This is a genomic window from Pseudomonas sp. SJZ077 (assembly GCF_007993905.1).
Classification (GTDB): Bacteria; Pseudomonadota; Gammaproteobacteria; order Pseudomonadales; family Pseudomonadaceae; genus Aquipseudomonas; species Aquipseudomonas mandelii.
Genome location: NZ_VIUJ01000021.1, coordinates 101,305 through 109,016, shown reverse-complemented (window position 1 = coordinate 109,016; position 7,712 = coordinate 101,305). Strand labels below are relative to the sequence as shown.

The following is a 7,712-nucleotide window of genomic DNA, read 5'->3' as shown; positions in this document are numbered from 1 at the left end:
GGGTTTCCCCATGTGAGAGTAGGTCATCGTCAAGATTAAATTCCGAAACCCCTATCTGCGTATGCAGGTAGGGGTTTTGTTTTGTCCGCAGGAAAATCTGGCTCTCGGGGTTTCTATGCAACGGCTCGGGGCATGGCTATCATGCGGGCCTCATTGTGAGGCGAGACTTGCATGCTGACGTTGTTAAAGCTTCTTAAGGATGGCAAGTTCCATTCGGGTCAGGCCCTGGGCGTCGCCTTGGGCGTCAGTCGTAGTGCGGTATGGAAGCAGCTACAGCATTTAGAAGCTGAGCTTGGCTTGTCTATCCACAAGGTGCGCGGACGTGGCTATCAATTGGCTACGCCACTGACGCTGCTTGATCCTGCCCGCATAAAAGAACAGGCGCCCTCGTGCGACTGGCCTATTCTGCTCTTCGACTCAATTGACTCCACTAATGCTGAAGCGTTGCGCGCAATACACCGAGGCCAGGCTGCACCATTTTTGGTGCTCTCCGAACGGCAGACTGCGGGTCGCGGCCGACGTGGGCGAAATTGGGCCAGTCCTTTCGCAGAAAACATCTATTACAGCCTCGTATTGCGCATCGAAGGTGGAATGCGTCAGCTTGAAGGGTTGAGTCTTGTGGTCGGGCTTGCTGTCATGCAAACGTTGAGAGATCTCGGTATCCCGGGCGCGGGCTTGAAGTGGCCCAACGATGTTCTGGTTGGTCAGAAAAAGATCGCCGGGATATTGCTCGAGTTGGTGGGTGATCCTGCTGACGTGTGTCACGTGGTGCTGGGTGTTGGAATTAATGTGAACATGCAGGCAACCGATGAGATTGATCAGCAATGGACATCCGTGCGGCTGGAGTCGGGCGGGGTGCTTGATCGCAATCACCTTGTCGCGCAATTAGGGTTGATGCTTCAGAAATATCTGACCCTTCATCAGATTGATGGGTTTTCCGCCATTCAGCGGGAATGGGAGCAGAACCATCTTTGGCAAGGGCGGGCAGTCTCGTTGATTGCTGGTGTCAACCAGATTGATGGTGAGGTGTTGGGTATCGACAGCCAGGGTGCCTTACGCTTGAAGGTAAATGGTGTGGAAAAAGTCTTTAGTGGTGGTGAGCTCAGCCTGAGGTTGCGTGATGATTCTTGAGCTCGACTGCGGAAACAGTTTTATAAAGTGGCGCGTTCTCTATGCGGATGCCAAGCAGGTGTTTGGAGAGGGGGTGGTGGATTCGGATCTCGCGTTGCTGGAAAGCCTGAATCGACTTGAGGGGCTGTCCCTCAAACATTGTCGGTTGGTCAGCGTGAGAACGACCGAAGAGACTGCTGCATTGACTTCTCTACTGGCACAAACGTTCTCAGTGTCCGCGATATGTGCCGCGCCGGCGCGCGAGATGGCTGGCGTTCGAAATGGATACGAAGAGTTCGAGCGGTTGGGGCTTGATCGATGGCTTGCGATGCTTGGTGGATTTCATCTTTCCCCAGGAGCGTGTCTGGTGCTCGATTTCGGTACGGCAGTGACTGCTGATTTTATTGCGGGGGACGGAGAGCATCTTGGCGGGTTTATTTGCCCTGGAATGCCTCTGATGCGCAACCAGTTGCGAACTCATACCCGTAAGATTCGCTATGGCGATATCGCGGCCGAGCGTGCGCTGGAAAGCCTCGTGCCTGGTCGCACAACTGTTGAGGCGGTTGAGCGTGGATGTTCGCTGATGTTGAGGGGGTTTGTCCTGACTCAGCTGGAAATGGCGCGTAGTTATTGGGGGGAGGATTTTGCGGTATTCCTCACGGGAGGCGATGCGACGCTCGTCTCTGAAATCGTACCGGATGCCAGGCTGGTTCCAGACCTGGTGTTTGTAGGTCTGGCGATGGCATGCCCTTTGTCTTGAGGTTCTTATGCGTTGGTTGTTCCTGCTGTTGCTGGTTCTCAATGTCTTCTATTACATCTGGCATCAACAAGAGGCCCCGCTGCGTGCGAAAGATGTAACGCCTTTGAGTTTGTATCGAGGATCGCACCAGGATATCCGTTTGCTAAGCGAGGCAGCTGATGCGGGGCGTGAGAAGGTAAGGTTGGCGTCGACCGATAGTGGCTGCCTTTATTTGGGTGGTTTCACCCGTCAGGAGGTCGCTCTGGCAGCTGAGCGCCGACTGGGTAGGATGGATATCAAAGTTCAAGCCTTGCCAAAAGACTCCTCTGATCCGTCTGGCTACTGGCTCCGTGTAGCACCTGAAAGCCGGCGTTTAGTGGATGATCTTCAGTTGCTAAACCTTTCCAAAGAATTCAATGAGTTAAAACATAAAATAATGCCGTGCGAGGGGGTTGCGCCTTCGGAATAGTTTGCATAGAATGGCGCCCGCTTCGCAGTGAAGACCTTTAACGGTCAGCGGTACGAAGCGGTGTCAACGCAGCTAACCTCAGGTTTTTAATGAGAAAATGCTTGACAGAAGGTCGGCATGATATAGAATGCCGGCTCGCTTAGGAGGGGTTCCCGAGCGGCCAAAGGGATCAGACTGTAAATCTGACGTCTACGACTTCGAAGGTTCGAATCCTTCCCCCTCCACCATTTTTAGCGAGAGCTGCAAGCTCCGCGGGTATAGTTTAGTGGTAGAACCTCAGCCTTCCAAGCTGATGATGCGGGTTCGATTCCCGCTACCCGCTCCAAGTTTGCAGGTCCTGCAAAGGCGTTACGCTCTTGTAGCTCAGTTGGTAGAGCACACCCTTGGTAAGGGTGAGGTCAGCGGTTCAAATCCGCTCAAGAGCTCCATATAACAAGGCAGATATGAAAATATCTGCCTTTGTTTTAATGGCTGGTATTACTGTTTAAATCTTCTGCTGGGGGTTGCTTCGATGGCTAAGGAAAAGTTCGAGCGTAATAAGCCGCACGTCAACGTAGGCACCATTGGTCACGTAGACCACGGCAAAACTACCCTGACCGCTGCGCTGACCCGTGTCTGCTCCGAGGTTTTCGGTTCGGCAAAGGTTGACTTCGACAAGATCGATAGCGCCCCAGAAGAAAAAGCACGTGGTATCACCATTAACACAGCTCACGTTGAGTACGATTCGGCTGTGCGTCACTACGCACACGTTGACTGTCCAGGTCATGCCGACTACGTAAAGAACATGATTACCGGTGCTGCTCAGATGGATGGCGCTATTCTGGTTTGCTCGGCCGCTGATGGTCCGATGCCGCAAACCCGTGAGCACATCCTGTTGTCCCGTCAGGTTGGCGTTCCGTACATCGTTGTCTTCCTGAACAAGGCTGACATGGTTGACGATGCTGAGCTGTTGGAGCTGGTTGAGATGGAAGTGCGCGATCTGTTGAGCACTTACGATTTCCCAGGCGACGACACGCCTATCATCATTGGTTCGGCGCTGATGGCGTTGAACGGTCAAGACGACAACGAGATGGGTACCACTGCCGTCAAGAAGTTGGTCGAGACGCTGGATACATATATTCCGCAGCCTGAGCGTGCTATTGATAAGCCGTTCTTGATGCCGATCGAGGATGTGTTCTCGATCTCCGGTCGCGGCACTGTTGTGACTGGTCGTGTTGAGCGTGGCATTGTCCGCATTCAGGAAGAAGTTGAGATTGTTGGTCTTCGTGACACTGTCAAAACTACTTGTACTGGTGTTGAGATGTTCCGCAAGCTGCTCGACGAAGGTCGTGCTGGCGAGAACTGCGGCGTTCTGCTGCGCGGTACCAAGCGTGATGATGTCGAGCGTGGCCAGGTTCTGGTCAAGCCGGGCACAGTCAAGCCGCATACCAAGTTCACTGCTGAGGTTTACGTTCTGAGCAAGGAAGAAGGAGGGCGTCATACTCCGTTCTTCAAGGGTTATCGTCCGCAGTTCTACTTCCGTACAACTGATGTGACTGGTAACTGCGAATTGCCAGAAGGCGTTGAAATGGTGATGCCAGGTGACAACATTCAAATGACTGTCACTCTGATCAAAACCATCGCGATGGAAGATGGCTTGCGTTTCGCTATCCGTGAAGGCGGTCGTACCGTCGGCGCTGGTGTCGTAGCCAAAGTTATCGAGTAAATTGTTGTAATGTCTTTTTCGGGCCGGCATAATGGTCGGCCTGATTTTGTTTTAGGTCAGTAGCTCAATTGGCAGAGCGACGGTCTCCAAAACCGTAGGTTGGGGGTTCGATTCCCTCCTGACCTGCCAGATTCACTTGGTGTGTCTGGCTTTCTTTTCACAGGATCTTCATAGATGACTCCTAAAGCTGAAGCTCAAGGCTCTCGCTTCGATCTGCTCAAGTGGCTTGTAGTAGTCGCCTTGGTGGTTGTTGGCGTTGTTGGCAATCAGTATTACTCTGCTTCGCCGATCCTGTACCGCGTACTTGCATTGCTCGCCATTGCTGCCGTAGCTGCCTTTGTAGGCCTGCAGACAGTCAAGGGCAAGTCTTTCTTTGTACTGGTTAAGGAAGCTCGCACCGAAATTCGTAAAGTCGTGTGGCCAACTCGCCAAGAAACCACGCAGACCACGCTGATTGTTGTGGCTGTTGTTCTGGTTATGGCGTTGCTGTTGTGGGGGCTTGATTCCCTGCTCGGCTGGCTTGTTTCCTTGATTGTCGGCTAAGGGTGTCCCGTGGCTAAGCGTTGGTACGTTGTGCATGCTTACTCCGGTTACGAGAAGCATGTCATGCGCTCGTTGGTAGAGCGCGTAAAGCTGGCTGGCATGGAAGATGGCTTTGGCGAGATTCTGGTTCCCACTGAAGAAGTGGTTGAAATGCGTAATGGCCAGAAACGCAAAAGCGAGCGCAAATTCTTCCCAGGTTATGTGCTGGTTCAGATGGACATGAATGAGGGTACTTGGCACTTGGTCAAGGATACTCCTCGGGTGATGGGTTTCATCGGTGGTACAGCTGATAAACCTGCGCCGATCACTGATAAAGAGGCAGAAGCGATTCTGCGTCGTGTTGCTGATGGTAGCGACAAGCCGAAGCCGAAGACGTTGTTCGAGCCGGGCGAATCGGTGCGTGTCAATGACGGGCCGTTTGCTGATTTCACTGGCACGGTCGAAGAAGTTAACTACGAAAAGAGCCGGATCCAAGTGGCAGTGCTCATTTTCGGTCGCTCTACTCCGGTAGAGTTAGAGTTCAGTCAGGTCGAAAAGGTCTAGCTGAGCAAGCATCCCAACCCCGCAGCCCTAGGCTGTGGGGTTTTGTCGTCACTGGGATAAACGCGCAAGTAACCGGGGAGCCTTTCGAGGCGTTCGAACCCGTAATTGGAGTGCCTCATGGCCAAGAAGATTACCGCTTACATCAAGCTGCAAGTGAAGGCCGCTCAGGCTAACCCAAGCCCACCTGTTGGTCCTGCTTTGGGTCAGCACGGCGTGAACATCATGGAATTCTGCAAGGCTTTCAACGCCCGTACTCAGGGTATTGAACCAGGTCTGCCGACTCCAGTGATCATCACTGTCTACAGCGACCGTAGCTTCACTTTCGAAACCAAGTCCACCCCTGCTTCGGTTCTGCTGAAGAAGGCTGCTGGTCTGACTAGCGGTTCCGCTCGTCCGAACACCGTTAAGGTTGGCACCGTGACCCGTGCTCAGCTGGAAGAAATCGCGAAAACCAAAAACGCGGATCTGACTGCAGCTGATATGGACGCAGCCGTGCGTACTATCGCCGGTTCTGCTCGTAGCATGGGCCTTAACGTGGAGGGTGTGTAATGGCTAAGTTGACCAAGCGTCAAAAGGCTATCGCCGGCAAAATCGAAGCGGGCAAGTCCTACAACTTTGTAGATGCTGCCGCCCTGCTGGCTGAGCTGTCGACTGTGAAGTTCAGCGAGTCGTTCGACGTTGCTGTAAACCTGGGTGTTGACCCGCGTAAATCTGACCAGGTTGTTCGTAGCGCTACTGTGCTGCCACACGGCACTGGCAAGACCGTTCGCGTAGCTGTGTTCACCCAGGGTCCAGCTGCTGAGGCCGCTCTGGCTGCCGGCGCTGACCGTGTAGGTATGGACGACCTGGCTGCCGAAATGAAAGGCGGCGACCTGAACTATGACGTAGTTATCGCATCCCCGGATGCCATGCGCGTTGTTGGTCAGTTGGGTCAGATCCTGGGCCCGCGCGGCCTGATGCCTAACCCTAAAGTCGGCACCGTAACGCCAGACGTAGCTACCGCGGTTAAAAACGCCAAGGCTGGTCAGGTTCGTTATCGCACCGACAAAAACGGCATCATTCACACCTCCGTTGGCAAAGTCGGCTTTGATGCCGTCAAGCTGAAGGAAAACGTTGAAGCCCTGATCGCTGATCTGAAGCGTATCAAGCCAGCTTCCTCGAAAGGTATTTACGTCAAGCGCGTTACCCTGAGCACCACCATGGGTCCAGGTCTGGTCATCGACCAAGGCTCGCTCGACGCGTAAGACACAGGTTGGCGCAAGCGATTGCGCCAATTGAAAGATTGGGGTCCCTGCCTGGCGGGGGCTATCCAAGACCGTAGGCGACGCAAGTCTTAAACCTCAAGCCTACGCAGATGGTGCTCCCGGTTCCTTACCGAATCAGACACCAAAACGACATCTGGCCTCGGTTGGATGAAACGGTAACAAGCAGGAGTTTTTCCCGTGGCAATTAAACTTGAAGACAAGAAGGCCATCGTCGCTGAAGTCAACAAGGCTGCCCAAGTTGCTCTGTCCGCTGTCGTGGCTGATGCCCGTGGCGTAACAGTAGGCGCTATGACCGGACTCCGTAAAGAGGCTCGTGAAGCTGGCGTTTACGTACGTGTTGTACGTAACACCCTGCTCAAGCGCGCCGTTGCTGGCACTCAATATGACGTGCTCAACGGCGTGTTCACTGGCCCGACCTTGATTGCATTCTCCAAAGAACATCCGGGCGCTGCTGCTCGTATCTTCAAAGAGTTCGCAAAAGGTCAGGATAAGTTCGAGATCAAGGCAGCTGCGTTCGAGGGCAAGTTCCTCGCGGCTAATCAGATCGACGTACTGGCAAGCCTGCCGACCCGTGACGAAGCAATTTCTCAGCTGATGAGCGTGATTCAAGGCGCAACCAGCAAATTGGCTCGTACTCTGGCGGCTCTTCGCGACCAGAAAGAAGCCGCTGCAGCCTAAGGCTGAGCGACACCTTTCAGCGTTTATTGTTTATTTCGACGGCCGCGTAGGCTGTCACCCCAATACAGGAATTTATAGTCATGTCTCTGACTAACGACCAAATCATCGAAGCAATCGGCGAAAAATCCGTTCTGGAAATCGTTGAGCTGATCAAGGCCATGGAAGAGAAGTTCGGCGTTTCTGCTGCCGCTGCTTCCGCTGGTCCAGCTGCTGTCGCTGCTGTTGTTGAAGAACAAACTGAATTCAACGTCATGCTGCTGGAAGCTGGCGAGAAGAAAGTTAACGTCATCAAGGCAGTACGTGAACTGACCGGTCTGGGCTTGAAAGAAGCCAAGGCAGTAGTTGACGGCGCTCCTGGCATGGTACTGGAAGCTGTTTCGAAAGACGCAGCTGACAAAGCCAAAGCCACTCTGGAAGAAGCAGGCGCTAAAGTCGAGCTGAAGTAAGCATCGACTTTGCTCCTCCAGCCCGAGCGTTAAGCGAAAGGCTGATGGCTGGTGGCTCTTGCCACCGGCCTTTTTCCGTTATTGGCAGCCGACTGGGTCGGTGCTGGTAACGAGCTGTAACCACCCGATGCGGTGGCGCAAACCATGGGGTTTGCACGATTTTCTGGCTGCTCCCGTCGGGAGGGGCCAAACAAGCAGGTGACCAAGCTGGGGA

10 protein-coding genes and 4 tRNA genes are annotated in these 7,712 nt (G+C 53.7%); all 14 read left to right on the top strand.

Annotated features, from left to right (window positions below; all coding sequences use genetic code 11):
- Nucleotides 1-171: 171 nt before the first annotated feature.
- Complete coding sequence (gene birA, locus FBY01_RS25875; RefSeq protein ID WP_145310046.1) at nucleotides 172-1,131, top strand: bifunctional biotin--[acetyl-CoA-carboxylase] ligase/biotin operon repressor BirA; 960 nt, start codon at nucleotides 172-174, stop codon at nucleotides 1,129-1,131.
- Nucleotides 1,121-1,870 (top strand): pantothenate kinase, encoded by a 750-nt coding sequence (locus FBY01_RS25870; protein WP_010467247.1) that lies wholly within the window; start codon nucleotides 1,121-1,123, stop codon nucleotides 1,868-1,870. Before birA ends, FBY01_RS25870 begins: the two co-directional genes overlap by 11 nt.
- Nucleotides 1,871-1,877: 7 nt before the next feature.
- The gene (locus FBY01_RS25865) at nucleotides 1,878-2,318 is read left to right on the top strand and encodes a hypothetical protein (RefSeq protein WP_145310044.1); all 441 of its coding nucleotides are present in this window, start codon (nucleotides 1,878-1,880) and stop codon (nucleotides 2,316-2,318) included.
- 142 nt (nucleotides 2,319-2,460) lie between these two features.
- Nucleotides 2,461-2,545, top strand: a tRNA-Tyr gene (locus FBY01_RS25860).
- A gap of 24 nt (nucleotides 2,546-2,569) precedes the next feature.
- Nucleotides 2,570-2,643, top strand: a tRNA-Gly gene (locus FBY01_RS25855).
- 27 nt (nucleotides 2,644-2,670) lie between these two features.
- A tRNA-Thr gene (locus tag FBY01_RS25850) sits at nucleotides 2,671-2,746 on the top strand.
- An 83-nt stretch (nucleotides 2,747-2,829) separates the two neighbouring features.
- Nucleotides 2,830-4,023 (top strand): elongation factor Tu, encoded by a 1,194-nt coding sequence (gene tuf / locus FBY01_RS25845; RefSeq protein WP_010467251.1) that lies wholly within the window; start codon nucleotides 2,830-2,832, stop codon nucleotides 4,021-4,023.
- Between the two features lie 53 nt (nucleotides 4,024-4,076).
- A tRNA-Trp gene (locus FBY01_RS25840) sits at nucleotides 4,077-4,152 on the top strand.
- Nucleotides 4,153-4,197: 45 nt separating this feature from the next.
- Entirely contained in the window at nucleotides 4,198-4,566 is a 369-nt protein-coding gene (secE, locus tag FBY01_RS25835) for a preprotein translocase subunit SecE (RefSeq protein ID WP_008145488.1), read from the top strand.
- 9 nt (nucleotides 4,567-4,575) lie between these two features.
- Nucleotides 4,576-5,109 carry a transcription termination/antitermination protein NusG gene (gene nusG / locus FBY01_RS25830; protein WP_007896622.1) on the top strand — a complete coding sequence of 178 codons (534 nt, stop codon included), beginning with the start codon at nucleotides 4,576-4,578 and terminating at the stop codon, nucleotides 5,107-5,109.
- Nucleotides 5,110-5,226: 117 nt separating this feature from the next.
- Nucleotides 5,227-5,658, top strand: a complete 432-nt coding sequence (gene rplK, locus FBY01_RS25825; RefSeq protein WP_003210097.1) for a 50S ribosomal protein L11 — start codon at nucleotides 5,227-5,229, stop codon at nucleotides 5,656-5,658.
- Complete coding sequence (gene rplA / locus FBY01_RS25820; RefSeq protein WP_007896626.1) at nucleotides 5,658-6,353, top strand: 50S ribosomal protein L1; 696 nt, start codon at nucleotides 5,658-5,660, stop codon at nucleotides 6,351-6,353. The genes rplK and rplA overlap by 1 nt, the downstream gene beginning before the upstream one ends.
- Before the next feature lie 198 nt (nucleotides 6,354-6,551).
- Nucleotides 6,552-7,052 (top strand): 50S ribosomal protein L10, encoded by a 501-nt coding sequence (gene rplJ / locus FBY01_RS25815; RefSeq protein ID WP_145310041.1) that lies wholly within the window; start codon nucleotides 6,552-6,554, stop codon nucleotides 7,050-7,052.
- An 80-nt stretch (nucleotides 7,053-7,132) separates the two neighbouring features.
- Nucleotides 7,133-7,498: a 50S ribosomal protein L7/L12 gene (rplL, locus tag FBY01_RS25810; RefSeq protein ID WP_010467258.1), complete on the top strand. Its 366-nt coding sequence runs from the start codon at nucleotides 7,133-7,135 to the stop codon at nucleotides 7,496-7,498.
- Nucleotides 7,499-7,712 lie beyond the last annotated feature (214 nt).

Bases quoted from the DNA above. Each gene is read 5' to 3' on its own strand.
- birA (WP_145310046.1), top strand. From the start codon at position 172: ATGCTGACGTTGTTAAAGCTTCTTAAGGATGGCAAGTTCCATTCGGGT.
- FBY01_RS25870 (WP_010467247.1), top strand. From the start codon at position 1,121: ATGATTCTTGAGCTCGACTGCGGAAACAGTTTTATAAAGTGGCGCGTT.
- FBY01_RS25865 (WP_145310044.1), top strand. From the start codon at position 1,878: ATGCGTTGGTTGTTCCTGCTGTTGCTGGTTCTCAATGTCTTCTATTAC.
- tuf (WP_010467251.1), top strand. From the start codon at position 2,830: ATGGCTAAGGAAAAGTTCGAGCGTAATAAGCCGCACGTCAACGTAGGC.
- secE (WP_008145488.1), top strand. From the start codon at position 4,198: ATGACTCCTAAAGCTGAAGCTCAAGGCTCTCGCTTCGATCTGCTCAAG.
- rplK (WP_003210097.1), top strand. From the start codon at position 5,227: ATGGCCAAGAAGATTACCGCTTACATCAAGCTGCAAGTGAAGGCCGCT.
- rplA (WP_007896626.1), top strand. From the start codon at position 5,658: ATGGCTAAGTTGACCAAGCGTCAAAAGGCTATCGCCGGCAAAATCGAA.
- rplL (WP_010467258.1), top strand. From the start codon at position 7,133: ATGTCTCTGACTAACGACCAAATCATCGAAGCAATCGGCGAAAAATCC.